General features: G+C 67.6%; 25 protein-coding genes and 1 tRNA gene. 9 read left to right on the top strand and 17 right to left on the bottom strand.

What is annotated here, in order from left to right; translation table 11 throughout:
* Window positions 1-966 (bottom strand): ABC transporter substrate-binding protein, encoded by a 966-nt coding sequence (locus tag PSQ40_RS05720; protein WP_273949525.1) that lies wholly within the window; start codon window positions 964-966, stop codon window positions 1-3.
* Between the two features lie 434 nt (window positions 967-1400).
* A complete protein-coding gene (locus PSQ40_RS05715; RefSeq protein WP_273949523.1) occupies window positions 1401-2330 on the bottom strand; it encodes a LysR family transcriptional regulator in 930 nt (309 codons plus the stop codon).
* A 218-nt stretch (window positions 2331-2548) separates the two neighbouring features.
* Between PSQ40_RS05715 and PSQ40_RS05710 the strand changes: the two genes are divergently transcribed.
* On the top strand, window positions 2549-3232 hold the full coding sequence (locus tag PSQ40_RS05710) for a glutathione S-transferase family protein (RefSeq protein ID WP_273949521.1): 684 nt from the start codon (window positions 2549-2551) through the stop codon (window positions 3230-3232).
* 89 nt (window positions 3233-3321) lie between these two features.
* On the opposite strand, the gene PSQ40_RS05705 is transcribed toward PSQ40_RS05710, so the two are convergent.
* The 3 genes from PSQ40_RS05705 to PSQ40_RS05695 form a co-directional block, all read right to left on the bottom strand.
* Window positions 3322-4863, bottom strand: a complete 1542-nt coding sequence (locus PSQ40_RS05705) for a methyl-accepting chemotaxis protein (protein ID WP_273949518.1) — start codon at window positions 4861-4863, stop codon at window positions 3322-3324.
* 66 nt (window positions 4864-4929) lie between these two features.
* Window positions 4930-5667: a Crp/Fnr family transcriptional regulator gene (locus tag PSQ40_RS05700; protein WP_273949516.1), complete on the bottom strand. Its 738-nt coding sequence runs from the start codon at window positions 5665-5667 to the stop codon at window positions 4930-4932.
* 37 nt (window positions 5668-5704) lie between these two features.
* Entirely contained in the window at window positions 5705-6595 is an 891-nt protein-coding gene (locus PSQ40_RS05695; protein ID WP_273949514.1) for a GGDEF domain-containing protein, read from the bottom strand.
* Between the two features lie 262 nt (window positions 6596-6857).
* Between PSQ40_RS05695 and PSQ40_RS05690 the strand changes: the two genes are divergently transcribed.
* Complete coding sequence (locus PSQ40_RS05690) at window positions 6858-7022, top strand: hypothetical protein (protein ID WP_273949505.1); 165 nt, start codon at window positions 6858-6860, stop codon at window positions 7020-7022.
* A 150-nt stretch (window positions 7023-7172) separates the two neighbouring features.
* On the opposite strand, the gene PSQ40_RS05685 is transcribed toward PSQ40_RS05690, so the two are convergent.
* Complete coding sequence (locus PSQ40_RS05685; protein WP_273949502.1) at window positions 7173-8321, bottom strand: GGDEF domain-containing protein; 1149 nt, start codon at window positions 8319-8321, stop codon at window positions 7173-7175.
* 296 nt (window positions 8322-8617) lie between these two features.
* On the opposite strand from PSQ40_RS05685, the gene PSQ40_RS05680 reads away from it, so the two are divergent.
* Complete coding sequence (locus tag PSQ40_RS05680; protein WP_273949499.1) at window positions 8618-9205, top strand: DUF7482 domain-containing protein; 588 nt, start codon at window positions 8618-8620, stop codon at window positions 9203-9205.
* Between the two features lie 108 nt (window positions 9206-9313).
* On the opposite strand, the gene PSQ40_RS05675 is transcribed toward PSQ40_RS05680, so the two are convergent.
* The 7 genes from PSQ40_RS05675 to PSQ40_RS05645 all read right to left on the bottom strand — a co-directional run bounded on the left by PSQ40_RS05675 (window position 9314) and on the right by PSQ40_RS05645 (window position 15392).
* Window positions 9314-9727, bottom strand: a complete 414-nt coding sequence (locus PSQ40_RS05675; RefSeq protein WP_273949496.1) for a FlxA-like family protein — start codon at window positions 9725-9727, stop codon at window positions 9314-9316.
* Window positions 9728-9833: 106 nt separating this feature from the next.
* On the bottom strand, window positions 9834-10838 hold the full coding sequence (locus PSQ40_RS05670; protein ID WP_273949495.1) for a transketolase family protein: 1005 nt from the start codon (window positions 10836-10838) through the stop codon (window positions 9834-9836).
* Entirely contained in the window at window positions 10835-11689 is an 855-nt protein-coding gene (locus tag PSQ40_RS05665; protein ID WP_273949493.1) for a transketolase, read from the bottom strand. Before PSQ40_RS05665 ends, PSQ40_RS05670 begins: the two co-directional genes overlap by 4 nt.
* A gap of 31 nt (window positions 11690-11720) precedes the next feature.
* Window positions 11721-12980: a TRAP transporter large permease gene (locus tag PSQ40_RS05660; protein WP_273949490.1), complete on the bottom strand. Its 1260-nt coding sequence runs from the start codon at window positions 12978-12980 to the stop codon at window positions 11721-11723.
* Between the two features lie 30 nt (window positions 12981-13010).
* A complete protein-coding gene (locus PSQ40_RS05655; protein ID WP_273949488.1) occupies window positions 13011-13526 on the bottom strand; it encodes a TRAP transporter small permease in 516 nt (171 codons plus the stop codon).
* Between the two features lie 91 nt (window positions 13527-13617).
* On the bottom strand, window positions 13618-14604 hold the full coding sequence (locus tag PSQ40_RS05650) for a TRAP transporter substrate-binding protein (protein ID WP_273949486.1): 987 nt from the start codon (window positions 14602-14604) through the stop codon (window positions 13618-13620).
* Between the two features lie 38 nt (window positions 14605-14642).
* Entirely contained in the window at window positions 14643-15392 is a 750-nt protein-coding gene (locus PSQ40_RS05645; protein ID WP_273949484.1) for an SDR family NAD(P)-dependent oxidoreductase, read from the bottom strand.
* A gap of 190 nt (window positions 15393-15582) precedes the next feature.
* Between PSQ40_RS05645 and PSQ40_RS05640 the strand changes: the two genes are divergently transcribed.
* Complete coding sequence (locus PSQ40_RS05640; RefSeq protein ID WP_273949481.1) at window positions 15583-16479, top strand: LysR substrate-binding domain-containing protein; 897 nt, start codon at window positions 15583-15585, stop codon at window positions 16477-16479.
* Window positions 16480-16656: 177 nt separating this feature from the next.
* Here the strand turns inward: PSQ40_RS05640 and PSQ40_RS05635 are convergent.
* Window positions 16657-16733, bottom strand: a tRNA-Met gene (locus tag PSQ40_RS05635).
* 120 nt (window positions 16734-16853) lie between these two features.
* Entirely contained in the window at window positions 16854-17813 is a 960-nt protein-coding gene (locus tag PSQ40_RS05630) for a LysR family transcriptional regulator (RefSeq protein ID WP_273949478.1), read from the bottom strand.
* 151 nt (window positions 17814-17964) lie between these two features.
* Between PSQ40_RS05630 and PSQ40_RS05625 the strand changes: the two genes are divergently transcribed.
* From PSQ40_RS05625 to PSQ40_RS05610, 4 genes are all read left to right on the top strand, one after another.
* Complete coding sequence (locus PSQ40_RS05625) at window positions 17965-19308, top strand: D-serine ammonia-lyase (protein ID WP_409338557.1); 1344 nt, start codon at window positions 17965-17967, stop codon at window positions 19306-19308.
* Between the two features lie 46 nt (window positions 19309-19354).
* Entirely contained in the window at window positions 19355-20350 is a 996-nt protein-coding gene (locus PSQ40_RS05620; RefSeq protein WP_273949473.1) for a Bug family tripartite tricarboxylate transporter substrate binding protein, read from the top strand.
* Window positions 20351-20459: 109 nt separating this feature from the next.
* Window positions 20460-22013 carry an amidase gene (locus PSQ40_RS05615; RefSeq protein ID WP_273949471.1) on the top strand — a complete coding sequence of 518 codons (1554 nt, stop codon included), beginning with the start codon at window positions 20460-20462 and terminating at the stop codon, window positions 22011-22013.
* Between the two features lie 33 nt (window positions 22014-22046).
* Complete coding sequence (locus tag PSQ40_RS05610) at window positions 22047-23174, top strand: NAD(P)/FAD-dependent oxidoreductase (RefSeq protein WP_273949470.1); 1128 nt, start codon at window positions 22047-22049, stop codon at window positions 23172-23174.
* Window positions 23175-23402: 228 nt separating this feature from the next.
* Here PSQ40_RS05610 and PSQ40_RS05605 read toward each other — a convergent pair whose 3' ends face one another.
* Window positions 23403-24089: an SOS response-associated peptidase gene (locus tag PSQ40_RS05605; protein ID WP_273949469.1), complete on the bottom strand. Its 687-nt coding sequence runs from the start codon at window positions 24087-24089 to the stop codon at window positions 23403-23405.
* Window positions 24090-24252: 163 nt separating this feature from the next.
* Here PSQ40_RS05605 and PSQ40_RS05600 point away from each other — a divergent pair, with 163 nt between their 5' ends.
* The gene (locus tag PSQ40_RS05600; protein ID WP_273949468.1) at window positions 24253-24795 is read left to right on the top strand and encodes a nucleoside 2-deoxyribosyltransferase; all 543 of its coding nucleotides are present in this window, start codon (window positions 24253-24255) and stop codon (window positions 24793-24795) included.
* 57 nt (window positions 24796-24852) lie between these two features.
* Here the strand turns inward: PSQ40_RS05600 and PSQ40_RS05595 are convergent, their stop codons facing one another.
* Window positions 24853-25788: a carbohydrate kinase family protein gene (locus PSQ40_RS05595; RefSeq protein ID WP_337961818.1), complete on the bottom strand. Its 936-nt coding sequence runs from the start codon at window positions 25786-25788 to the stop codon at window positions 24853-24855.
* Window positions 25789-25948: the final 160 nt, after the last annotated feature.

Raw genomic sequence — 25948 nt, 5'->3', positions numbered from 1 at the left:
TTACTTGATGAAGCTCGCGTCGAAGGTGGCGGCCAGGTTCTCGGGCGCCTTACGGATGATGCCGGCCTCCAGCAGGATGGTGGTGGCGTCCTTCATGAAGGCGGTCAGTTCACCGGCGAAGAACTTCTGGTTGGCGGCCTTGTCCTGCCAGCGCAGGTAGGCGGCCGACTTGGCGAACTGCTCGCCAGTCTGCTTGACGGCCGAGCCCATCAGCTCGTGCGACTTGGCGGGTTCGGCCTTGATCATCTCCAGCGCCGCGAAGTACGAATCGGTCAGGGCCTGGGCGGCCTTGGCGTTGGCCTTGAGCCAGGTGGGGTCGCAGCCCACGGTGTCCATCACCATCGGGTAGTCCAGCGTGGTGGCCAGGATCTTGCCCGCGCTGGCGTTGTCACGCACCGTGGACAGGTAGGGCTCGTAGGTCATGGCGGCGTCGTTCTGACCGGCCACAAAGGCCTGGGCCGCGGCTTGCGGGGCCAGGGTGGTGATCTTCACGTCCTTCAGGCTCATGCCGTTCTTGCTCAACATCCAGGCCAGGCCAAAGTACGGTGCGGTGCCGGGGGCATCGACGCCGATGGTCTTGCCCTTGAGGTCGGCAAAGCCCTTGATGTCGTTGCGCACGGCCAGGCCGTCGGCACCGTAGGACTTGTCCATCTGGAAGATCTGCACGATGGGCACGCCGTTGGCGTTCCAGGCCACGTGGGTCTCGACCGTGGTGGCCGCGCACTGGATGGCCTTGGAGGCCAGGGCCAGGTGACGGTCCTTCTGCGGGATCATCTTCAGTTCGACGTCCAGGCCGTGCTTCTTGAAGATGCCGGCCTTGTCCGCCAGGGTCAGCGGCGCGAAACCGGTCCAGCCGGACATGCCCAGCACGATCTTGGTTTCCTGCGCTTGCGCGGGCGCCGCCAGGCCCACAGCCAGACCCACGGCCGCCATCAGCGACGCCACTTTGAAGGTAGAACGACCCATTTCTCTGCTCCTAAATTGCTGAAGAAAACCAGTTCCCACACAGCGCCCTGAGGCCCCGTGCACTTGCCCACCCGGACCGTCATGCGGAGCGGGTGAATTGCTGTCTATACAAGCCACGTCGACAGACTGCCCGATGCCTCAGCCCCAAGGCCTGTGAGGGCTGGAGTGTGAATCACCAAGCTGGTGCACCTCATCAGGATTTGCACCAATATGCTGTCTATACAGGAGCTGTTAGCCAAGCTGGCTAAAGCCATGCAAACGGTGTGCCAGGACAGCTCAGTCGGCACGCGCGGATCCCGTCGGAAGGCGTGGGCCAGCCGCTTCACCTCGACGTGCCCGACACCTTCCAGGTCGCAGTGCGGGTGCCGATGGGCCGCGATGGCAAGCACGGAACACCGCTGGGCGCGCCGGGCCTGCGCGCGGCCCGACCGGGCTCAGAACAACCAGGGGTCGTGCAGCGGGTCGCCCAGCTCTTGGCGCAGGAAGTCCAGCAAGGCGTGCACTTTGCGCGGCACGTGCTTGCGGCCCGAGTACGCCGCCCAGATCTCCCAGCGTTCGCCCACCCAGTCGGGCAAGACCCGGACCAGGGCGCCACTGCGCAGATAGGGTTGGGCGTGCACCGACAACATGCCCACCAGCCCCAGGCCGTGCAGCGCCGCGTGGCGCAAGGCCTCGGGGCTGTTGGAGTGGAACTTCGGCGCACCGGGGTGGAACTCGAACGGGTCCACCGCCCCCTCTCCGACCCAGGTCAGCATGAAGGTCTCGGGCAGCTCCTTGCTGCTGGGGATCAGGCAGTTGTGGCGCACCAGGTCTTTGGGGTGCAGGGGCAGGCCATGGCGCTTCAGGTACTGGGGCGCGGCGCACAACACGCCCGAGGTCATGGCCAGGCGACGGGCCACAAAGTCGCCGCTCGGCAGGGGCTGACGCGAGAACAGGATGGTCAGGTCGGCGTCCAGGTCGGGCGTCATCTGCAGCCGGTCCGCCACCTGCACGTCCAGCTCCAACTGCGGGTACAGGGCCGAGAAGCGCGGCACGCGCGGGATCAACTGGGTGACGGCAAAGTCCAGCAGGGAATTCACCCGGAGCACGCCCGAGGGCAGGCTGTTGTAGGTGGTGACTTCGTCCTGCGCCGCGCGCAAGGCCTCCACCGCCGGGCGGACCCGGCCCGCATACAACTCGCCGGCCTCGGTCAGCGACAGGGTGCGCGTGGTGCGGTTGAGCAGGCGGGCGTTGAGCTTGTGCTCGAGGTCCTGGATCAGCCGTGTGACCTTGGCTGGCGAGGTGTTCAGCGCGCGGGCAGCCGCGGCAAAGCCGCCGTGGTCGATCACGGCCAGCAGGGCATGCAAGGCGTCGAGTTGGTCCATGGGGGGGGTTCCGGGCGGGCGCTGCCGACGCCCGCACAGCATTCTGTGACGCGACGACTCGGAGCGAGCGGTAAAGCGATGGTAAAGCAGGCCCTTGCGCCGCGCTGGCACGGGGCTTTGGGCTTGGGCCGCACCGTCAAAGCAGGGACAATCCCGCCAGACACCAGGCCCGCAACCAGGCGGCCACGCCCCCTCCCAACGTCTGTGCAAGCACCACCATGATCACTGTCCACCACCTCGAAACCTCGCGCTCGCAGCGCGTGCTCTGGCTGCTCGAAGAACTGGGCCTGCCCTATGACATCAAGGTCTACCAGCGCGACAAGAAAACCCGCCTGGCGCCCCCCGAGCTCAAGGCCATTCACCCGCTGGGCAAGTCGCCAGTGATCACCGATGGCGACATCACCGTGGCCGAGTCGGGCGCCATCCTGGAGTACCTGGCCGAGCGCTATGGCCAAGGGCTGGGCGGCGAACTCGCTGACCTCGAACCCCCACGCGGCACCGCACAGCACCGCGAGCACCGCTTCTGGATGCATTACGCCGAGGGCTCGCTGATGAACTGGCTGGTGATGAAGCTGGTCTTCATGACCCTGCCCACGCAGCCGATGCCGTTCTTTGTGCGCCCGATCGCACGCGCGCTGTGCGGCCAGGTGCAGGCCAAGCTGATCAACCCGAACGTGGACACCGCCATGGCCTTCATGGACGCCCACTTGGCCCAACGCCCCTGGTTCACCGGCGAGGCCCTGGGCCTGGCCGATTTTCAGATGAGCTTTGCCGTCGAGGCCGCCCTGTCGCGGGCCGACCAGCCCCAGCGCTACCGCCACCTGCAGGCCTACCGCCAGCGCATGAACCAACGCCCAGCCTACCAGCGCGCCATCGCCAAGGGCGGCCCCGTCGTGATGTGAGCCTGACGGGCGCGCCACCGTGCCACCGTGCCACCGTGCCACCGCGCTGGCGGGGGCCTGGCCAACACTGGCGCGGCCTGCGCTCGGCGCTAGAACACGCTCACCGACTCGGCCAGGCGCTCGGCCCGCCGTTGCAAGGACTCGGCTTCGGCGGCCGAGCGCTCCACCAAGGCGGCGTTTTGCTGGGTCATGTCGTCCAGGTGCGACACGGCCAGGTTGACCTGGCCGATGCCACTGGCCTGCTCCTGGGTGGCGTGGCTGATCTCGGCAATCAGGCCATTGACCCGCTGCACCTGGGTCACGATCTCCCGCATGGCCCGACCGGCCTCGTCGGCCTGCACCACCCCGCTGTCCACCTTGGCCACACTGTCGCCGATCAGCCCCTTGATCTCGCGCGCGGCACTGGCGCAGCGCTGGGCCAGGTGCCGCACCTCACCGGCCACCACCGCGAAGCCGCGGCCCTGCTCGCCTGCCCGCGCGGCCTCGACGGCGGCATTCAGGGCCAGGATGTTGGTCTGGAAGGCGATGCCATCAATCACCCCGATGATCTCGGCGATCCGGCTGCTGGCGGCGCTGAGGTCCTGCATGGTGGCGATCACCTGCCCCACCACCGCCCCGCCCTGTGCTGCCGCCTCGCTGGCACTCGCCGCGAGGGTCGTCGCGTGGGACGCCGAGGTGGCGTTGTTCTTGACGGTGGCGTTGATCTGCTCCATCGACGTGGCGGTCTCCTCGAGGCTGGCCGCCGCCTGCTCGGTGCGGCCCCGCAGATCTTGGTTGCCTGCGGCCATGCCGGCGCTGGCGGCTTGCACGCCCCCCACCTGGGCCCCGACATCGTCGACCAGGGAGCGCAGATTGAGGCCCGCCTGGTTGACGGCGCGAAGGATCATGCCGATCTCGTCCACCCGGTTCAGGTGCACGTTCTCGGCGGGCTGGCCGGCGGCCACGCTGAGGGCCTGGCGCTCGATCAGCCCCAGGGGTCGGGCGATCTGAGATTCGAGCCAGGCCCCCACCGCGGTGCTGAGGCCCAACGCCGCCAAAGCCCACGCGACCAGGGCCTCGGGCGCCACCCCGCACAGCGCGGCACCGGCCAGACTGGCCACGGCCGGCACCGCCATGGCGCAGCGCAGTCGCCCCCGCACCGACAGGGTCTGCAGCCAGGCGGTCCAGCCGCGCCAGCCGGTGCGCACGATCAGCCCCTGGTGAAACGCCCGGCCCGCGGCGCGGCCTTCGCGGAAGTCGCGGTACAGGCGCTCGGCGGCCTGCACCTCCTGCGCGCTGGGTCGGGTGCGCACCGACATGTAGCCGCTCACCCGCCCGCCCCGCGACACCGGGGTGGCGTTGGCCCGCACCCAGTAGTGGTCGCCGTTCTTGCGGCGGTTCTTGACCAGACCGGTCCAGGACTTGCCGGACTTGAGCGTGGCCCACATGTCCTCGAAGGCCTGCACCGGCATGTCCGGGTGACGCACCAGGTTGTGCGGCTGGCCCATCAACTCCTCGCGCTCGAAGCCACTGACTTCGAGGAAAGCACTGTTGGCATAGGTGATGCGGCTGCTGGTGTCGGTCATCGACATCAGCGTCGCCTCGGGCGCAAACTCGAACGCCCGTTGAGACACCGGTAAATTCATCCTCATGGCAAGCTCCGATCAGATTCAAGGCCCCCAAAAAGGGGGCGAGGGGTTTCGACCCCGGTGGGTCCATCAGTCGCCGGGCGACTGGTAAAGCAGGCGCGCCAAGGCCCGGCGCTCCAGCTCGGTCGGGTTCAGGATGTCGATGCGCTTGTAGCCCAGCGCAATCACCCCCTCCGCCTCAAGCTCCTTGAGCGCCCGGTTCACGTGCTGGCGCGAGGCCTGAATCAACACCGCCAGGTCCTCCTGCGAAATGTGAACCCCGCCCTCATTCAGGTCGCTGGAGCGGATCGAAGCCGACACCCCAAACTGGAACAAGGCCGAGATCAAACGCTCCTTGGTCGGCCCGGCATAGAGCAGGAGGGCCAGCTTGATGCAGTGACGCTGGTACAGGATGGCGGCCTCCGCCACGGTTTGCCACAGCACTGGACGGGCGGCCAGGCGCTGCTTCAACACCGCGGTCGGAATCGCCAGCGCCAAGGCATCCTCGGCCACATAGAACTCATAGCAGGGCTCATCAGAAAATGTTTTTCCTAATAACTGGGAAAGCCCTATCAAAATCGAGGACTGCACCAAGCCGAACCGAACCAAGCCCTGTTCATTCCTCAGGCAAGCCCATGCCGAACCGGTCACCAGAAAAATCAACTCCTCCGCACGATAATCTTGATAGAGCAAGTCAAATTTTGAATAAGAACGCAGCTCACTCTTGATAAAAAAATCATCAATATCAACAGATGACCACGTACTAAACCATTTACTCTTGCCAATCAAATCGCGGGCATACATGCGCCCGGTCGATAAAACTTTCATCCATTCACCTTCACAGCATGGGCCCGTGCGACGCGCGTCAGGCCGCAAATGAGTAACCGTTCTTACCCATTTTCTTGACGTCATACAGGGCCAGATCGGCCTCATTCATGAGTTGCCCCACCGTCATGCCAGGGCGAAAACAAGACACGCCCGTGCTCACCGTCACCCACAGGTGTTCGATCGGGCGGTCGGTGAAGGCCGCGTTGATGCGGACCGCCAGGGCTTCGGCCTGGGCCCGCCCACCACGGCTGAGCACCGCAAACTCCTCGCCCCCGATGCGCGCGCACGCCGCATCACCCGCAATCGCCCGGATGCGAGCCGCCACCGAGCGCAACACCTGGTCTCCCATGGCATGGCCATAGCGGTCGTTGACGCACTTGAAGTCGTCCACATCGACCAGCAGAAAATGCAGCTCGTGGGCCTCTGCGGACACCACGGCCCGCTCCAGCTGCGTCATGAAAGCACGCCGGTTGTTCAGCTGGGTCAAACCATCCCGGTAAGCCAATTCCGCCAACCGGCGATTGGTTTGGTACAAGCGCAGGCGCTCCAGAAAGTAGAGGCTGTTCAACAACAGTCCAAACACCAGGGCAAACACCACCAGACAAGCCATCCAGGCCCATTCCGGCGACTGCAGAATGGCCAGCCGCCGGGGCCAAAGCAAGGTGGCATCGATCAGGCTGGCGCAGACCATGAATGCCAATGGCTCATGGTGCAAAGGCGACATGGCCACCACCACCAACGAGGCAATCGCCAGCACCCAGTACAAAGCGCTTGGCGATGCGTGCACCACATGGGCCAGGGCATTGGCAATGACCAGCGCGAAAGTGGCCCGACCGATCGCCCGCACCACGGCGCTGGCGCCGCGATCGGTCAAGAAAGCGGCGGCCAGAATCATCAGGCCATAGAGCAGCAAAAGGCCCCAGTCCAAATGGGCGTCGGCTGGTGCCACGACCGCCGCAACGCCCCAGGCCAGGCAGGCCGTGATTTGCACCACCAGCGCTGAGCGCCGAAATCGACCTTCGGCATAGGTTAAAAACTGGCCATATTCAGTCCAGGTTTTTAAGCCGACTCGACTTTGAATTCTATTGATCATTTTATTCAGGAGCATTTAAAGCAGAAAAACACTCCAAACCGGACGCTGCCATGCCTCAAAAAACCAGTCCAAGTGGTCTGAGAGACAGGATCCCAACATGGCTGCCATTGTCCGCAGCCTGGGAAAAAGCCAGCAAGGCAAAATTGTCAGATACATGACACTTTTTGCAACAACTTGGCCAAAGCGTGATTTTTTTGGGACTCACCAAAGCCGCGGATTGAATCCAGCAGATCCCGGCAAATATCCACTTAAAAATGCGTGAATTGCAAGAACAAGTGCGCAAAAAACGCAGATCGGCGCCCCCCCCTCGGCAGGGCCTTGACGCCTCCGTACCAACCGCCTCAAGGCGCCAGCCGAAGCCGCCGGGGCGATCGGGGCGCTGACCACCGCCTGTGGGCCCAGGCGAACGGCCTCAGGCCAGCACCACGCGGTTGCGCCCCGCGGCCTTGGCCTGGTAGAGCGCGGCATCGGCCCGGGCCAGCACCGAGTCACTCTGGGGGTCGCCCGCGCCCACCACCGCCACCCCGATGCTGACGGTGCAGGCGGGGGCCTGGTCGTCATCGGCCTGCTGGGCCAGCCGCTGGCAGAGTTGCTCGGCCAGCGACAAGGCGAGCTCGGCATCCGCCCCGGTCACCAAAGCCATGAACTCCTCACCGCCGTAGCGGCCCAGGGTGTCCGAGGCGCGCAGGCCTTGCTGCAAGGTGGCGGCCACCCGGGCCAGCGCCCGGTCGCCGGCCTGGTGGCCCAGGGCGTCGTTGATGCGCTTGAAATGGTCCACATCCATCAACAGCAAGGCGTAGGGCTGGCGCTGGGTCTGCCAACGGGCGTGGGCCTGGTCGATCCGCGTGGCCAGGGCGCGGCGGTTCAGCACGCCCGTCAGGTCGTCGTGGGTGGCCAGGTGCTCGAAGCGCTGCCGAAGGTATTCGCTGAACATCAGCAAACCACCTACCAGCAGCAGCATGACCGAGAAGCCAAAGGTGCCGACATAGACCGTGTGGATCACCGACACCGGCTCAAAGCGCTGGGTGTCCGGCCGGTCGATCCACCAGGTCGCCACGGCGCGGACCAGCAGGACGCCGGTCTGCCAGACCATCGCCGCCCCCATCAGGCGCGCCGACAAGCCCCGCCCATGCACCCACAGCAAGCGGGCATGGGCGGCACAGACCCAGGCCATGGTCGAGGCAAAGGTCATCATGCGGACCCGGTAATCGGGCCAGACACTGGAGAAGCACAGCAGCACCAGCAAGCACAACGCCGTGCCCGTGAGCCAGGGCCACCAGCGCCAGGGCCGGTGCAAAAAGCGGCTGGTGCCCGCCAGCATGGCGATGTTGCAGCCCAGCAGCAGGCCATTGCCGCCCACCAGCACCAGCGCTGACGGCACCCGCCCTTCGAGCCCGAACAGCAGCGCCGAGGCCACCGCCATCAGCGGCGCCACGCCCCAATGCCCCAAGCCCTGCACCGGGCTGCGGAAATGCAGTCGTACCGCGAGCAGCACCAAGCCCATGGTGGTGCACACCAGGCCACCGAACAGGTTGAAGCTGCGGAGGTCCAAAGGGGTCATGGGCGGTCGTTGAGGCGGGCCGTTGGGTCGGAAGGTCGAAATCGAGGATCGGCAGGCATTCACCGCCTCGGGCATGGGTGTTCTGAAAATACCATGCCGACGGGTCAGCGCCGACCAGCCGCCCCAAGGACAAAGCCCCTCGGAAGTGAAATCCTACCTGCTTGGGGGCTTTGCCAGGCCAGCCCAAACCCCCTCAAAATGGCTGGTGCGGCGGCCCACGACGCCGTCCCGCCCTCCCCCTCGCTTCGCCGCGCGGCTTCGGACCTGCCGCCCCCACCTTGGATGCCTGAGACGCCATGACCCGTGATTTGACTTCTTCGCTGGCCCCCCAACGCCCCCTGATCGGCCTGGCCTTGGCGCTGGCCTGTGCCTGGCTGAGCGGCTGCAGCACCGCCCCGCAGGCGGGCGCGCCCGCCGCCACCGCGCCCGCCGCCGCCCGCACCATCAGCCTGCCCTTGCGCATCGGCTGGATCGACGGCCTGGAGGCGCGGTACGTGACCACCGATGTGTCGGACGCCGCGCTGGCGGTCGAGCAAAAGGCCAACCATGCCCCTCGACTGGCGCGCTCAGCCCGCGCCCCCGCGGGGCTGAACCTGCTGGAACGGGTCTACAAAGTGAGCAACTTCCAGCAGGCCCCGGTGTTCCAGTCGGCCCCGCAACCGGTGGGTCCTGCCAGCCAGGACCTGTCTTACAGCCCCTTGTGGCGCCTGACCACCGTGACCTGGAAGCAAGCCTCGCAAGCGCGGGAACTGCGCTCGGAGCAGGCCATCCTGGCCGCCGAGGACGAGGGCCTGCTGACCGTGCAAGCCACCGACCTGGTGTTGAATTGCCCCATCTTGGCCATCGAGGGGCGCGGTCGCCTGGAGGGCGTCAGCTGGCCCTGAGGCCGCGGTCAGCCACGGCTCAGGGCCCGCTCAACCCGCAACCCACAGCGAACCGCCTGCCGCGCCACCGCGAGCGCCAGCCATGGCGGCGGCTGTCGCCCGGCACGCTCAGGCCTGGGTGTTGAGCCCGGTGAGCAGGGGATTGGACGGCGGCCACGACACGGCGTCGGTCACATGGCCGCGGGGGTTGTAGGTACCGGCGGCCGAACGCTCGCGGCGCTCGGCCTGGGTCAGGGCGTTCTGCACCCAGGCTTGGGTGGCGGCCGCGCTGCCTTGCTGGCGGCGTGCTTGTTCGGCGATCAACTGGGCCAATTGCTGGCTCAGCAAATCCATTTGCAGGCGCAGCACCTTGGTCTGCGCCAGCTTCTCCTTGGCCGGGGCATCGGAGCGCACCAGCGCCTGCAGCTTGACGCTCAGCTTGGCGATCTGCTGGGTCAGCTTGGTGATCTGGGCCCGCAGGCCGTCGTCGCTCGCGCCGCCCCCGGGGGAAGGTGGTGTGCTCGACACCGGTGAAATCGACATGGTGCGCCCCCCTCCCCTTGATTGGCGTGCTGCCTCATCATCGGCCAGCGGGGCGCAAACTTGAGGCCCGGGCGGGCCCGCGCCGGTCGGTGCCGGCGCGCACTGTTCAGTCCAGCCAGCGCTTGATGCGCCCGGCCAAGGCCTCGGTGCTGATGCCGTAACGGTCGTGCAAGGTGGGCAAGGCCCCGGCATCGAGGTAGGCATCGGGCAGCCCGGCGAGGCGGAAGCGCGCCGGCTGCACCCCGTTTTGCAGCAGGCTGCTGGCCACCGCCTCGCCCAGACCGCCCACCACCGAGTGGTTCTCGGCCACCACCACCAGGCGCGGCTGGCGCAGCACTTCGGCCAGCACCGTCACCTCGTCCAGCGGCTTGATGGTCGGGCAGTGCAGCACCGCCACACCGATGTTGTCGGCCTTCAGGCTTTGCGCCACCTCCAGTGCGCGCATGGTCATGAAGCCGCTGGAGATGATCAGCACCTCGTTGCCGTCGACCAGGCGCTTGGCCTGGCCCAGTTCAAACTGGTAGTCGTACTCGTCCAGCACCAGGGGCACATTGCCGCGCAGCAGGCGCATGTAGACCGGGCCCGGGTGGGCGGCGATCTGGGGCACGGCCTGCTCGATGTCCAGCGCATCGCACGGGTCCACGATGGTCAGGCCGGGAATGCCGCGCATCATGGCGATGTCCTCGGTGGCCTGGTGGCTGGGGCCGTAGCCGGTGGTCAGGCCCGGCAGCGCGCAGCACATCTTGACGTTGAGGTTCTCCTCCGCGATCACCTGGTGAATGAAGTCGTAGGCGCGCCGGGTACCAAACACCGCGTAGGTCGTGACAAAGGGCAGCAGGCCTTCCTTGGCCATGCCGCCGGCCGCGCCCATCAACAGCTGCTCGGCCATGCCCATCTGAAAGTAGCGCTCGGGGTACGCCTGGGCGAACAGGTGCAGGTCGGTGTACTTGCCCAGGTCGGCGGTCATGCCGACGAGGTCGGGGCGCTGCGCCGCCAGGGCCACCAGGGCCTTGCCAAAGGGGGCGGCCTTGACGCGCTGGCCCTCGCCCGCGATGGACGCGATCATGGCGGAGGTGGTCAGGCGGGGTTTCTTGTCGGCAACGGTGTTCATGCGGTGGCTCCTTCGGCTTGAGACTGGTCCAGGACGGCGAGGGCCTGCTGCCACTCGGGTGGATCGACCCGGATGAAATGGTTTTTGTCGCGGGTCTCCAGGAACGGCACGCCCTTGCCCATCAGGGTGTTGAACAGGATCACGCGCGGTTTGGGCTCGGTCAGCCCGCGCGCGGCGTCAAAAGCCGCCAGCACGGCGGCCAGGTCGTTGCCGTCCACACGCTGCACATGCCAGCCAAAGGCGGCCCACTTGTCGGCCAGAGGCTCAAAGCCCAGCACCTGGGTGGACGGGCCATCGGCCTGCTGGTTGTTGATGTCGACCAGGCAGATCAGGTTGGCCAGGCCGTGGTGGGCCGCCGACATCGCGGCCTCCCAGGTCGAGCCCTCATCGAGCTCGCCGTCGGACATGGAGTTGTAGACAAAGGCCGGGTTCTGCTTGTGGCGCAGGCCCAGGGCCATGCCCACTGCAATCGGCAGGCCCTGGCCCAGCGAACCGCCCGAGATCTCCATGCCCGGGGTGTAGCTGGCCATGCCGGACATGGGCAGACGGCTGTCGTCGCTGCCGTAGGTCTCCAGCTCCGACTCGGGGATGATGCCGGCCTCGATCAGGGCCGCGTAGAACGCAATGGCGTAGTGGCCGTGGGACAGCAAAAAGCGGTCGCGCTGCTCCCACTGCGGGTCATCGGGCTTGAAGTTCAGCGCATGGCCATAGGCCACCGCCAGCACATCGGCCCAGCCCAGGGCCTGGCCGATGTAGCCTTGGCCCTGGACTTCGCCCATGCGCAGGGCGTAGCGGCGAATGCGGTGCGCGCACTGCGCCAACGCAGGGAGTCGTTCTGCGGATGAAATCATGGAATAGCTCCTGAAAAAAATAAGGGGGCGCTCAGCGCAAGATCGACGCGGGCCAGTAAGACACCAGCGCCAGCACCAGAAATGCCACGAGGTAGAAAGGGCCCAGTTCACGCACGGTCTGACCCACCTTCACTCTGGCCAGCGCGCTGGTGATGAACAGCGTGGTGCCCACCGGCGGCGTGTACAGCCCAATCGCCAGGTTCACAACCATCATGATTCCGAGTTGAACCGGGTCCATGCCAATGCTCGCGGCCAGCGGCAAGAAGACGGGTGTGAGCAGCAGCACCGCGGCAGGCAGGTCGATGAACATGCCGATGAACAACATCAGCAAATTCATGATCAAGATGACGATCCAGTCCTGGCTCACGTTCTGGGTGATCCAGGCCGCCACGCCAGCGGGCATCTGGTCATAGGTGAGCAACCAGCCAATGGCGGCTGAAGCCATGATCACCAACAGCACGACCCCTGTGGCGAGCCCCGCGGACACCACGGCGTCGTTCAATCGCTTGAACGAGAGGTCTCGGTAGACCAGCAACGACACCGCGCCAGCGTACAAGGTGGACAGCACGGCTACCTCGGTCGGTGTGGCGATGCCAAAGCGCAGGAACACCACGATCAGCACCGGCAGCAACAGCGCGGGAGACGCGTACAGCAAATGGGTGCCGAACACGCGCCAGTCAATGGGCGCCAGATCGCGCGGGAAATTGCGGCGCTTGCCCACCCACCAGCACATGAACATGAAGCCACCGCACATCAGCATGCCCGGCAGGATGCCGGCCACAAACAGCGCGGCAATCGAAGCGTTGGCCGTCAACGCAAACAAAATCATCGGGATCGATGGGGGAATCAGGATGTCGATGGTGGCGGCAGCGGCCAGGGTGGCCGCAGAGAAAGCCGGCGGATAGCCCAGTCGCTTGTGCCAGGGGATCAACAGCGAGCCGATGGCGGAGGCATCTGCCACGGCCGAACCCGACACGCCGCCAAACAGGGTGGACGACAAGACCCCCACCTGCGCCGGGCCGCCATGGAAACGGCCGATCAGCGTGGACAGCACGCCCACCAGCGACGTCCCCAGGCGTCCGCCCATCATCAGCGAGCCGGTGAGCATGAAGAACGGAATGGCGATCAGCGGGAAACTCTGCACCTGCGCCACCATTTGCTGAACCAGCAAATCCAGGGGGACTTTGTCAGAGGTGGCGGCCGCCGCCATGGCCGCCATCAGCAGCGCGTGGGCAATGGGCACCGCAAGCACGGCGCCGGAGAGAAAGACGATCAGAATGAGTGCACTCATGGCATGTTCCTTGGCGGGGTGTGCGGCGGCTTACCAGTGCGCTTCGGGCGCCACAGGCTCGTCAAGCGGTTCATTCGACATGGCTGGCGTCAGCCAAGCGTTCCAGGCCGATTTCATGGCGAGCAAGCCCAGCATCAGCAGCCCAACCGCGACACAGCCGTAGGTCAAGGAACCGGGCACTTGCAAGATGGGTGATTTCTCGTCGTGCACGATGTCCAGCATCTGGCAGGTGGCCCAAGCCAAGGTGCCGTAAAGGCCAGCCACCACCAGCCATGTCGCGATGGCGGTCCGGCGGCGCCAGGTGGCCGGGATGGCCTCCATCAGGAAGGTGGTGGTGATGTGGGCCCCGTGCGCCGCGGCCAGCACCACGCCCGACATCACCAGCCAGGGGAACAGCAACTCGGGCACTTCGTTGGCCCACTGCAGGCTGCTACCGGTCGCATACCGCAGCACGGTGTTGGCAACCAGGATCACGAAGATCACGGCCGTGCTGATCCAAAGGAACAGACGGCACAGGCCAATGACGGCCAGTTCGATGAAGTTCATCGGAAAACTCCTTGGGCTGGATGGGCCCGGCGGATGCACCGGCCCCATGCAGCGTCTGAATGGAAGGGCGGGCCATGCCCGCCCTGGCGGGTCAACGCGCGGCCGCGATGACCTTCTTGAGGTAAGCACCCATCGGGGTGGCCAACCACTTGTCATCGACTGCCGAGGTGGCCTTGGCAAAGGCGCTCTTGTCGACCTGGGTGACCTGCACCCCCTTGGCCTTGAGTTCGGCCAGCAGCTTGTCGTCCGCTTCCTGCGACATCTTGCGTTGCAGGGCGGTGGCTTCGGTGGCGGCGTCGGTGACCGCCTTGCGGTCGGCCTCCGAGAGGCGGTCCCAGCTGCGCTTGCTCATGAGGAAGGGCGTCATCTGGAACATGTGGCTGGTCAGGGCCAGGTGCTTTTGCACCTCGTACAGCTTGCTGGCATGGATGTTGACCAGGGGGTTCTCCTGCCCGTCCACCACGCCTTGCTGCAAGGCCACGTACAACTCGGCAAACTTGATCTGCTGCGCTTCAGCGCCCAGCGCCTGCATGATGTCCACCAGCACCGCGTCGGGCGGGGTGCGCATCTTCAGGCCCTTCATGTCCTCGACCTTGGTGATCGGGCGCTTGCTGTTGCTCATGTGGCGGATGCCGTTGTCCCAATAGCCCAGCACCACCATGCCCTTGTCAAAGGACTTCTGCGCCAACTCCTGCCCCAGGGGGCCGTCCAGCAGCTTGAAGGCCTGGGCCGGTGTGTCGAACAGGAAGGGCATGCCGTAGGCCGCGTACTCGGGCACGGCGGCCGACACCGCCCCTTGCGAATTGGCACTCATGTCCAAGGCGCCGGTGCGCAGCGCCGTCACCATCGCGGCGTCATCGCCCAGCTGCGCCGACGGCGCCACCTGCACCTCGATGCGGCCCGCGGTCTTGGCCTTGAGCACTTCGGCAAACTTGACCGCGGCCTCGTGGCGCGGGTTGCCCGGCGCGGCGCCGTGGCCCAGGGTCAGCTTGGTGGTTTGGGCCAGGCTGGACAGGGGTAACAGGGTGGCCATGGTGGCCAGGGCGATCAGGCGGCGGGTGCGTTGGGGGGTTGGCATGGGAATGTCTCCTTTTGAGTTCTGGGATGAGGGGGCGGTCAGTGAATCAACATGCCGCCGTTGACGTCGAGCGTGATGCCGGTGCAGTAGCCGGACAAGTCACTGGCCAGGAACACGCAGGCGCCCGCGATGTCGGCAGGGCGGCCCAGGCGGGCCAGCGGGATGGTCTCGGAAATCTCGGCCTTCTTCTCGTCGCTGAGCTTGCCCTGGGTGATGTCGGTTTCGACCAGGCCCGGCGTGATGCTGTTGACGCGCACGCCGTCGACGCCGAACTCCCGCGCCATGGCCCGCGCCAGCCCCAGCACACCGGCTTTGGCGGCCGAGTAATGCGGGCCGCCAAAGATGCCGCCACCCCGCTGGGCCGACACCGACGAGATGCAGATGATGGAGCCCCCTTTTTGCGCGCGCATCGCAGGCAAGGCGGCCTGCGACATGTACAGCGTGCCGCGCAGGCTGACATCGAGGATGCGGTCGTAGTCGGCGCCGCTGATGTCCAGGGTCTTGACGGGTTGGGTGATGCCCGCGTTGTTGACCAAGGTGTCGATGCGGCCAAAAGCCTTCAGCACGGCGGCGGCGGCGGCTTCGCACGAGGCCTTGTCGGTGACGTCGGCCACCAGCCCCAGGTGCCCTTCGCCCAGCAAGGCGGCGGCGGCGGCCGGGTTGGCGCGCTCCAGGTCAAGGATGGCGACCTTGGCCCCCTGGGCCGCCATCAGGCGGGCGGTGGCAAAACCCAGGCCATTGAGGCCGGCCCCGCCGGTGATGATGGCAACTTGGTTGGTGAGCAGCATGGTGAATATCTCCTGGTGGTGGGTCGGTGCGCAGGAGCCCCCGGCTCGGCTTGGCCAGCCCCGCTGCCGGGGCCTGGTGCCGAAGGTCTCCTGTTCTGAGACCGGATTCTGGGAGGGTGGGTAGATGATGACAAGCGAAGTAATATCAACGTAAGATGACAATCCTTCATCTGACGACAGGGTTGTCCCCATGCCCGCCTTGCCTCCGATTGCCAACCTGCAAGCCTTTGAAGCCGTGGCACGCCGCCGCAGCTTTGCGCTGGCGGCGGCTGAATTGCACCTGACAGCCTCGGCCGTCAGCCACCAGATCTCCCGGCTAGAAGCGCTGCTGGACATCCGCCTGTTTGAGCGCAGCGCGCACGGCGTGCGCCTGAGCCCGGCGGGCGAGCACTACCTGCTGCATGTGGGGGCCGCCCTGTCCGCCATTGCCACCGCCACCGACGACCTGCGACAGGGGATCCGGAACAGCCTGTACGTGCACTCGGCGCCCAGCATCGCCAGCCTCTGGTTGATGCCGCGGCTGCGCCGCTTTGCCCAGGCCTACCCCGACATTTCACTGAACCTGTCGGCGGCCCACACGCCGAGTGACTTTGCGCTGGGCCAGGCCGACATCGACCTGCGCTATGGCATTCCCCAATGGGGCGACCTGGTGGTCGAGCCGCTGTTCGAAGAGGCCATCGTGCCCATGGCCAGCCCCGAGTTCATCAAGGAACACGGCCTCAAACGCATGGAGCAGTTGCTGGAGGTGCCGCTGATCCAGAGCAATGTGAGCGTGGTGCAGTGGTCAGATTGGTTCAACCGCTTCACCCGGCTGCGCGCGCCCGACCGGTTTCCGGTGCGCTTTGACCGCGCGCAGATGTCGCTTGACGCCGCCACCCAGGGGCTGGGCGTGGCCCTGGAAAGCGTGGTGAATGCCGGCGGCCACCTCGCCGAAGGCAAGCTCCAAATGGTGTTTGGCAAGGCGCATGCCATCCGCGTCAAGGCCCACTTCGCGGTCTACCCGGAGCGCCACGCCAAGCGCCCGGCGGTAGAGGCCTTTCTGTCGTGGCTGCACAGTGAAGCGGCCAAAACCCCCAGCGCGGGCTGAGCGCCCACCGCGGCCGGTGGGCCGGCCCCAGGCCCAGGTCCAGGCCCGGTGGCAGCGCCCCCTGGCCACACGCGGTGGCGGCAAACCGGGCGCCCCATGCAAAACGCCCACGGGCGGTGAGCGTTTGGCGGGGTGGGACAGCGGTCCTGAATGGAGACCGGACTGCTGCCCCGGTGTTGGTTGCGCGAGTAGGATTTGAACCTACGACCTTTGGGTTATGAGCCCAACGAGCTACCAGGCTGCTCCATCGCGCACCGCAATTATAACACTTTCCGTCATGTCGATATGACTTCATTCAATTTTTTGTAATGAAAGACGACGCATGCCCCAAACCAGTGCCCGCCTGTCGCCCGCCCAGGGCCCCCGCCACGCACTCAGGCCCTCGGTGCGGGCAGGGTCTGGGCGCGCAAGGCCCGAAACTGTCGGGCTTCGTCGTGCAACCAGGCCTCGATCAGGCGCATGGCCTCCGAGGGGAAACGCTGGGACACAAAGTGGTAGCTGGCGTGCGATTGCACGCTGCGGCCGAACAGCGGCACCAAGCGGCCCGTGACGATGTCGTCGAGCACCAGCGCGGCGCGGCCCATGGCCACCCCCTGCCCGGCCAGCGCCGCCCCCAGCGCCAGTTGGGACAGGTTGAAGCGCTGGCCCTGCTTCAGCTCGGGCGCGGGGCAACCCATGGCCTGGAACCAGTGCAGCCATTCGGCAAACTCATCGCCACCGTCCCAGGGGCTGGCATCGTGCAACAGCCAGCCGGGGTTCAGGTCGACCGGGGTCTGCAACTCAGGGTGCTGGGCCAGGAACGCCGGGCTGGCGACGGGCACCAGCCACTCGTCCAGGAACTGGGTGGCCTGCACGTCCTCGTACTGGCCCGGGTCAAAGCGCACCGCCACCTCGATGCCGTCGTGCACCATGCGGGTGCGGTCCAGCGCGTGGAACTCGCCGTAGACCCGCAGGCCCACCTCGGGGTGTTGGCCCATGAAATGCCCCAGCCGGGGGGTCAGCCAGCGCATCGCGAACGAGGGTGAACAGCTCAGCGTGGTGGGGCCGTCGCTGCGCGGCGCACGCCGCAGCTGGGACAGCGTGCCCTCGATGGACTCGAAGCTCTCGCGCAACACCACCCCCAGCCACTTGCCCTCGGGGGTCAGCACCAAGCTGCGCGGCGTGCGGATCAACAAAGGCCGCGCCAGCCATTGCTCCAACTGCTTGACCTGCTGGCTGACCGCCCCCTGAGTGATGCACAGCTCCCCCGCTGCGCGCGTGAAGCTGCCGTGGCGGGCCGTCGCTTCAAAGCAGCGCAGCCAAGCCAACAAAGACGGAGAAAGCCTGGTTTCCATTACTCTCACTAATGTTTAACGCACTATAAATGCTTTGCCGTGGCGTGCGTCGACATGAAGAATGCACCCATGTACTGCCCAGCGGCCGCGGCCTGAATCGGTGGCTGGCAACCTGTTTTAACGGCGCACAGCGCTTACCCTGACCATGACTTTGCCTGCAAGTTCCGCGCCCACTGACACGCTGCTGCGCGCCGCCCAACCCGCGCTGTGGCTGAACCCGGCCCGCCAGCCCCAAGTGGCGGCCGAGATGCCCACCACCGAGGGCGGCCACATTAGTCTGGCCGATACCCGTGAAGCGGCGGCCCGGTTTGCCCGCTTCGCGCCGCTGCTGGCCGAGCTGTCGCCCGAACTGCGCGCCCGCCAGGGCGTGATCGAGTCCGAGCTGCTGCCCGCCCCGGCCCTGCAAGCCGCTCTGGGCCTGGCGCCCGAGCATGGCGCGCTGTGGATCAAGGGCGACCACGCGCTGCCGGTGGTGGGTTCGATCAAGGCCCGCGGCGGCTTCCATGAGGTGCTGCAATGGGCCGAGGCCCTGGCGCTGGAACACGGCCTGATCACCATCGACAGCGACTACCGCGTGCTGGGTCAGGGCCCGGCCCGGGCCCTGTTCGCGCGCCACCAGGTGGCTGTGGGCAGCACCGGCAACCTGGGCTTGAGCATTGGCGTGCTGTCGGCCGCGCTGGGCTTTCAGGCCGTGGTGCACATGTCGTCGGACGCCAAGGCCTGGAAAAAAGAACGCCTGCGCCAGCGCGGTGTCGACGTGGTGGAACACGGTGGCGACTACGAAAAAGCCGTCGCCGCGGGCCGCCAGCAAGCTGCCGCCAACCCGCTGTGCCATTTTGTCGACGACGAGCGTTCGCTCTCGCTGTTGCTGGGCTACAGCGCCGCCGCCCTGCACCTGGGCCAGCAACTCCAGGCCCAGGGTGTGACCGTGGACGCCGAACACCCCTTGTTCGTCTACCTGCCCTGCGGCGTGGGCGGCGCGCCGGGGGGCATCACCTTCGGCCTGCGCCAGCTGTTAGGCCCGCATGTGCATTGCTTTTTTGCGGAGCCGGTGCAGTCGCCCTGCTTCATGTTGCAAATGATGAGCCCCGAGGGCGCCCACCCCTCGGTCTACGACATCGGCCTGAACAACCACACCGAGGCCGATGGCCTGGCCGTGCCGCGCGCCTCGCTGCTGGCCGCCGAACTGATGCGCCCGCTGCTGTCGGGCGTCTTCACGGTGCGCGACGAGACCCTGTTCGAGCACCTGGTGCAGGTGCTGGACCATGCCGACCAGCGCATCGAGCCCTCGGCGGCGGCCGGCTTCAGTGGGCCTCAGCAGCTGTGCCAGAGCGAGGCCGGCCAGGCCTGGCTGGCCGCCCAGGGCCTGCTGCCGCACCTGCCCCAAGCCACCCACCTGGTGTGGACCACCGGGGGCCTGCTGGTGCCCGAACTTGAATTCAGCCGCTTTGTGCAACGGGGCCGCCAGTCAGTGCGGGCCCCATCCAAGCCCTGAGCTCCACCCCGTTCCGCTCCCTCCCTGCCCACTGCGAAAGCCGCCCATGAAAAACCGCACCCGCCCCCTGTTGCCCCTGCTGGCCCTGGCCAGCGCCTTGAGCACCGCCACCTGGCCCGCGCTGACCCAGGCGGCCGAAGGGGCCTGGCCCGCCAAGCCGATCACGCTGGTGATCCCGTTCCCACCCGGGGGCTCGACCGACATCCTGGGTCGGCTGATTGGCAAGAAGCTGTCGGACAAGCTGGGCCAGAGCGTGGTGATCGACAACCGCGCCGGCGCTGGTACGGTGATCGGCGCCAACTTCGTGGCCAAGTCCCCGGCCGACGGCTACACCCTGCTGGTCAGCTCGGGCACCACCTTCACGGTCAACCCCGCCATCCAGAGCAAGCTGCCCTACGACCCGGTGAAGAGCTTCGAGCCCATCGGCATCGCGGGCCGCACCGGCCTGATCTTGCTGGCCAACAAGGCCGTGCCGGTGAACAACGTGAAAGAATTCGTGGCGGCCGCCAAGGCTGCGCCAGGCACCTACTCGTACGGGTCCTACGGCAGCGGCACCACCTCGCACTTTGCCGCTGAAATGATCCTTTACGCCACCGGCACCAAGCTGCTGCATGTGCCCTACAAGGGCAGCGCACCCGCCATGGTGGACCTGATGGGCGGCCAGATCCCGTTCACGGTGGACACCGTGTCGGCCGCCCTGCCCCAGCTCAAGGGCGGCAAGATCAAGGCGATCGCGGTGACCACAGCCAAACGCTCGACCCTGCTGCCCCAGGTGCCGACGCTGGCCGAGAGCGGCTACCCCGACCTCGACATGGACACCTGGCTGGCCATCGTGGCGCCGCGGGGCCTGCCGCCCGCCGTCAAGACCCAGCTTGAAAAAGCCCTCGCCGACGTGGTGGCCGACCCGGAAACCCGCGCCAAGCTGATCGAAGTCGGCTTCGAGCCCAACCATGTGTCGGCGGCCGGGACTGCGGCCCTGATCGAGTCCGAGTTGCCGCGCATGCGCGCCATCGCTCAGCGCGCCCAGATCAAACTAGACTGAGCGCCAGCGGGCGGCCCCCCTGTGGGCCCGCCACCCACCGACGGCCACCGGCGCTGCAGCGACCGGTGTGCCCCCACTGTCCAACGCCCCGCCTCCTGGAGACAAATCCATGGCCCACACCACCGCACTGGTTGAGCTGACCGCCCCCGAATTGCGCCGCCTGATCGGCGCGCGCCAGTTGTCGCCCGTCGAACTGCTGGACGCCTGCATCGAGCGCATCGACCAGACCAACCCCTTTGTCAACGCTGTGACCGCCACCTGCTTCGACCGCGCGCGCAGCGAAGCGCGTGCCGCCGAACAAGCCGTCATGCAGGGTCAGCCCCTGGGCCTGCTGCATGGTCTGCCTGCCGGCATCAAGGACCTCGAGGCCACCGCAGGCCTGCTGACCACCTACGGCTCGCCCATTTACCGCGAGAACATCCCCAGCGCCGACAACGTGTTGGTGGCTCGGCTGCGCGCGGCCGGGGCCATCGTGGCGGGCAAGACCAACATCCCTGAAATGGGCGCAGGCGCCAACTCGCGCAACGTGGTCTGGGGCGCCACCGGCAACCCGTTCAACCCCAACCTGAACGCCGGGGGCTCGTCGGGCGGCTCGGCCGCGGCGCTGGCCTGCGACATGCTGCCGGTGTGCACCGGCTCGGACACCGGGGGCTCACTGCGCATCCCGGCGGCCAAGTGCGGTGTGGTGGGCTTTCGCCCCTCGCCCGGCGTGGTGCCGAGTTCGCGCAAGCTGCTGGGCTGGACCCCCATCTCGGTGGTCGGTCCGATGGGCCGCACGGTGGCCGAAGCCTGCCTGCAACTGGCCGCCAGCGCCGGCCCCTCGGTCGGTGACCCGCTGACCTACCCGCTCGACCCGCTGAGCTTCCTGGTGCCCCCCGAGGTGGACCTGAGCCGCCTGCGCGTGGGCTGGACCGAGGACTTCGGCACCTGCGCCGTGGACGACAACATCCGCCGCGTGTTCCGCGAAAAAATCGCCGCCATGAAGCACCTGTTCGCGAACTGCGACGAGGTCAAGTTCGAGCTCGGCGACGCCCACAAGTGCTTTGACGTGCTGCGTGCCGAGGCCTTTGTGGCCAGCCTGAGCGACGCCTACCAGCGCGACCCGGGCAGCCTGGGCCCCAACACCCGTGCCAACTACGAGATGGGCGCCGCCATGAGCCTGCTCGACAGCGCCTGGGCCCAGGCCGAGCAGACCCGATTGCTGGGCCGCTTCCAGCAGGCCTTTGCCGACTTCGACATCATCCTGGCCCCGACCACCCCGGTCTCACCCTTCCCGTGGACCGAGCTGTACGCCAGCCACATCAACGGCGAGGCGCAGGCCAATTACTACCGCTGGCTGGCCCTGACCTACGTCAGTACCCTGAGCACCCACCCCGCGCTCAGCCTGCCCTGCGGCCTGGACCACGCCCAGATGCCGTTTGGCCTGCAGGTGATCGGCCGCTTCCGGGCCGACCACCACACACTGGGCACCGGCCAGGCGATGGAGCACGCGTTTGCCCGCATCGAAGGCCTGCAACGCCCGCGCCCCGACCTGTCCCGCCTGAAGCCGGCCCAACCCGCGCTGACCTCCATCGTCACCGCGGCGCCAGACGCACGCGACGCGGTGGGCCAGCCGCGCCTCGACGGTCGTGCGGCCAGCACGGGCACGGTGTCGGCGGTTTGAACGCCCGGCCCTCGAGACCCAGAAAGAAACCCCATGTCGATTCATGACTATGTGATTGTGGGCGCCGGCATCGCAGGCGCCTCCGTGGCCTGGCAATTGGCCGAGCACGGTCGCGTGCTGCTGCTGGAGCGCGAGTCCCAACCCGGCTACCACAGCACCGGGCGTTCGGCCGCGATGTTCATGGAAACCTATGGCACGCCCAACATCCAGGCCCTGACGCGCGCCAGCCGCGCCTTCTACGAGTCGCCGCCCGAGGTCTTCGGGCCGCACCCCATCCTGTCGCCCCGCGGCGTGGTCTACATCGCCAGCGAAGCCCAGCGACCGCTGCTGGACCAGGCCCTGAGCCAGGCCCGCGCCCAGTCGCCCAATGTGCGTGAGCTGAGCCAGGCCGAACTGCTGGCCGCCGTGCCCTGCCTGCGGCCTGAAGCCGCTGTGGCCGGCATGGCCGAGCCCCTGGCCGCCGACCTGGACGTCAACACCCTGCACCAGGGCTACCTGCGCGGGGCGCGCCAACGCGGCGTTGAACTGCGCTGCGACGCCGAAGTCCAGGCCCTGCAGCGCGTCGACGGGGTCTGGCAGGTCGAGCTGGCCAACGGTCAACGCGTGCAGGGCCGCCAGCTGATCAATGCCGCCGGTGCCTGGGCCGATGTGCTGGCAGGCCTGGCCGGTGTGGCGCCAATTGGCCTGCAACCCTGCCGCCGCAGCGCCTTCACCTTCGCCGCCCCGGCGGGCCTGGACAGCAGCCGCTGGCCGGCCGTGGTGGGCATCGACGAGAGCTTCTACTTCAAGCCCGACGCGGGGCAACTGCTGGGCTCGCCCGCCAATGCCGACCCAACCGAGCCCCACGATGTGGTGCCCGAAGAACTGGACATCGCCACCGGCATCTACCACATCGAAGAAGCCACCACGCTGCAGATCCGCCGCCCGGCCCACACCTGGGCTGGCCTGCGCTCCTTTGTGCCCGATGGCGACCTGGTGATCGGCTGGGACCCGGCACAGGAAGGCTTTTTCTGGCTCGCGGCCCAGGGGGGCTACGGCATCCAAAGTGCCGCCGGGGCCTCCCTGCTGGCGCGCCAGTTGATCCTTGGCGAGCCGGTCGACGCGCTGGTGGCGGCCGGGGTCGATGTGGACGGTCTGAGCCCGCGGCGCCTGCGCGCCTGAGGGGGCACGCCCGGCCCGGTGAGGCGGACAAGGCCGCCCCACGGGCGGGGCGGCCGACGGCCCACCGCCGCGGCTCAAACGGGTCGGTCTGCGGCCGTCCTCTGCGTACGTTCTCCGCGCACGTCCTCTGCGCCCGTTCTCTGCGCACGTCCTCCGCGCCCGTTCTCTGCACCCTTGCTACGCGCCCGGTCCCGAGCCGTTCTTCCAACCTTGTTCAAGCCCTCGTGGTCAGCCCGCGCCAGCGCCGGGCTCGGCGTCCTGGCCTGCATCGGCCTGCCAGTCCTGCGCGGGACTGGCCCGCACCAGGGCCGCCGCCTCGGCCAACGGGGCCTGCAGCCAGGTGCGGAAATCGGCCGCGCGCAGCGCCACCACCATGCGCTTTTCTTCGTTGGGCTGGTGAAACTGTTTCATGAACGGGTGCTGGTCGGCGTTCACGGTCAGCAGGGTGAAGCTGCGCTGCACGGCCCCGGTGGCATCGCGCCAGCCGGTCCACAGCCCCGCCAGGGCCCAGGGCTCGCCATCGGCGCGCACGATGCGCGTGGGCACCGCCTTGCCCGAGCGCCAGTCGGGCTCGTAAATCGCCTCGGCCGGCACGATGCAACGCCGCCCCAGGCGCCACGCATCCCGAAAGCTCGGCTTGCTGGCCACGGTTTCGCTGCGCGCGTTGTAGGTGTGGCGGGCCACGCTGGCGTCCTTGGCCCAGTGCGGGATCAGGCCGAATCGGCCCAGCAGGGCCTCGCGCTCCGGCGCGTCCCCCTCGCCGGTCGCCGGGGCCGCCGCCAGCGGGCGCGGGTAACGGATGAAGGCCGCCGGGTAGGCCGGCCACACATCGCGCCGACCGCCTTCGGGCAGCGACAGGCCAAAGGTCTTGCGCAGGCGTTCGGGGTTGTAGACGGCTTCAAAATGGGCACACATGGGCGGCGATGTTAACGGCCCGCCGCCCGTGACAGGGTGGCGACGGAGTGGCGAAAGGCTGGCGACAGGGTGACACCGGGGCGCAGTCCCGCCAATTCGCCAATTCGGGTGCCACCCGTGCCCTCAGGCAGCCGGACCACCCCAGGCAGCGGATACTTGGGCCATGTCCTGTGCCCCTGATTTGAAGCCCCGCGTGTACCTGGCGGGCCCCGATGTGTTCTACCCCGACGCGCGCGAGCGTGGACGCCAGATGCAGGCGCTGTGCGCCGAGCTGGGCCTGGTGGGCCTGTACCCGCTGGACGGCGACCTGAGCGCCCAGGGCGACGCCCCGCTGTCGCTGCGCATCTACCAGGCCAACCGGCAACTGATCCAAAGCGCCGATGCGGTGGTTGCCAACCTGCGGGATTTCCGGGGCTGCGAGCCCGACAGCGGCACGGTGTGGGAGGCCTCGTTCGCGCTCGCCCTGGGCAAGCCGGTGGTCGGCTACCTGCCGCGCGCGGGCAGCCTGCTGGAGCGCATGGCGGGCCAGCACCAGCACGGCGTGGACGCCGAGGGTTGCACCGTCGAGGACTTCGGCCTGCCGCTCAACCTGATGCTGGCGCACAGCCTGAGCGCCGTGGTGGTCGGGCCGGAGACCGGCTTGCAGGGCCTGCGCGCGGCGCTGGAACGCCTGCGCGGCTGGCTGCCCGGGGCTGCGCCCCCCTGAGGGGACCCCAAGGGCGGCCGCGCCGGACACCGCCCCTCCGGGACGGGCTTGGCTAGCTCAACCCAGCTCGGCGCGGTCAGGCAGATCGGCGCCACGGCGCGAGCAGGTGATGGCCGCGGCACGGGCCGCGAAGTCCAGCAGGTCCGCCAGCGCCGCGTCCGTCAGCGACGCCAGGGCCGCCGGGCTCAGCCAGCCCTGTTCGGCCAGCCGGGTCAGCAAAGCCGCCTGGAAAGTGTCGCCCGCGCCGACGGTGTCGACCACGTTCACCGGCCGCGCGGGGCGGGCCACGTGGCGGCCCTGAGCCGTCCAGGCCACCACCCCCTCGGCCCCGCGGGTCACCACCACCAGACGCACCCCTTGCGCCAGCCACCCCTGCGCCAGCGTGGCCGTCGCCACGCCCGGGAACAGCAGGCCCAGGTCCTCGTCACTGACCTTGAGCAGGTGGGTGCGCGGCAGCATCCAGGCCAGGGTGTCGCGCCAGCGCGCCAGGTCGGGCGCCACATTGAGGCGGATGTTCGGGTCGTAGGCGATCAGGCTGCGCCTGTGTTCACGTTCGACCAGCGCGCGCTGGGTGCTGGCCACGGGCTCCACCACCATGGCGTAGGAACCAAAGTGGTAGGCCTGCGCGGCGGGCACCGCATCGACCGCCGCGAGCGGCAACAGGCGGTCGGCCGCGCCCTCGCCGTAAAACGCATAGGACGGCACGCCCTGGGCATCCAAGCCCACCAGGCCCAAGGTGGTGGGGGCGTCCAGGCGCTGCACGCAAGCGGTGTCGACCCCGGCCTGCTGCAAAGCCTGCAGCAGGCGGTCCCCCAGGAAGCCGCGACTCAGGCCGCCAAAGAAGGCCACGCGCTGCCCCAGGCGCGCCAGGCCCTGCGCCACATTGAGCGGCGAGCCGCCGATGCGGGCATCCATCAGGAGACCGGTGGGCGTGTCGCCGGCCGCAAAAACATCCATCAGGGCTTCACCACTGACCACCATCATCTTGAACATCCTTTGCGGCGCACGCCGCTCAACAGGCCCCGAGCATCGCAGCCCCGAGTCACCTCGAACATCGGGAAAACCATTAATCAATCCACTTGATTTATTAAACACCGGTGCGCAGAATTCGTCCCTGTCACGTCACCAGCCAGCCACGGCGCTGGCCCCCACC

Source organism: Curvibacter cyanobacteriorum, from assembly GCF_028649475.1.
GTDB lineage: Bacteria > Pseudomonadota > Gammaproteobacteria > Burkholderiales > Burkholderiaceae_C > Curvibacter > Curvibacter cyanobacteriorum.
This window is presented reverse-complemented; position numbering and strand designations above follow the sequence as displayed.